The 374-nt window shown below is 66.3% G+C and carries 1 protein-coding gene and 1 pseudogene; both read left to right on the top strand.

Going from position 1 to position 374, the window contains the following annotated elements:
- Positions 1-234: helix-turn-helix domain-containing protein (locus AB4Y71_RS18020; protein ID WP_441722766.1), on the top strand; the 234-nt coding region annotated here is incomplete at its 5' end.
- Positions 231-374, top strand: a pseudogene (locus AB4Y71_RS18015) (cadmium resistance transporter); the annotation flags it as partial. The gene AB4Y71_RS18020 and the pseudogene AB4Y71_RS18015, both read left to right, overlap by 4 nt.

Raw genomic sequence — 374 nt, 5'->3', positions numbered from 1 at the left:
GATCTGGACCTGACACGCCCGAACGTGTCCAACCACCTGGCATGCCTGCGCGATTGCGGGATCGTCGTCTCCGAGCCCGAGGGTCGTCGGACACGATATGAGATCGCCGATTCGCACCTGGCGCAGGCGCTGACGGCACTGGTCGATGCCACCCTGGCAGTGGACGAAGACGCCCCGTGCATCGATCCCGCCTGCTCGCTTCCCGGATGCGACGCAGCTGGGGAGGGCGCATGATCCTCACCTCGGTCTTGCAGGCGATGGGCCTGTTCGCAGCGACCAACATCGACGACATCATCGTGCTCTCCCTCTTCTTCGCGCGAGGGGCAGGCCAGCGCGGCACTACCGCCCGCATTCTGGCCGGCCAGTACCTCGGA

The sequence above is a fragment of the Glutamicibacter sp. MCAF14 genome, assembly GCF_052114325.1.
Taxonomy (GTDB): Bacteria; Actinomycetota; Actinomycetes; order Actinomycetales; family Micrococcaceae; genus Glutamicibacter; species Glutamicibacter arilaitensis.
Note: the sequence above shows the minus strand (reverse complement) of the source record. Positions and strands in the feature narration are given on the sequence as shown.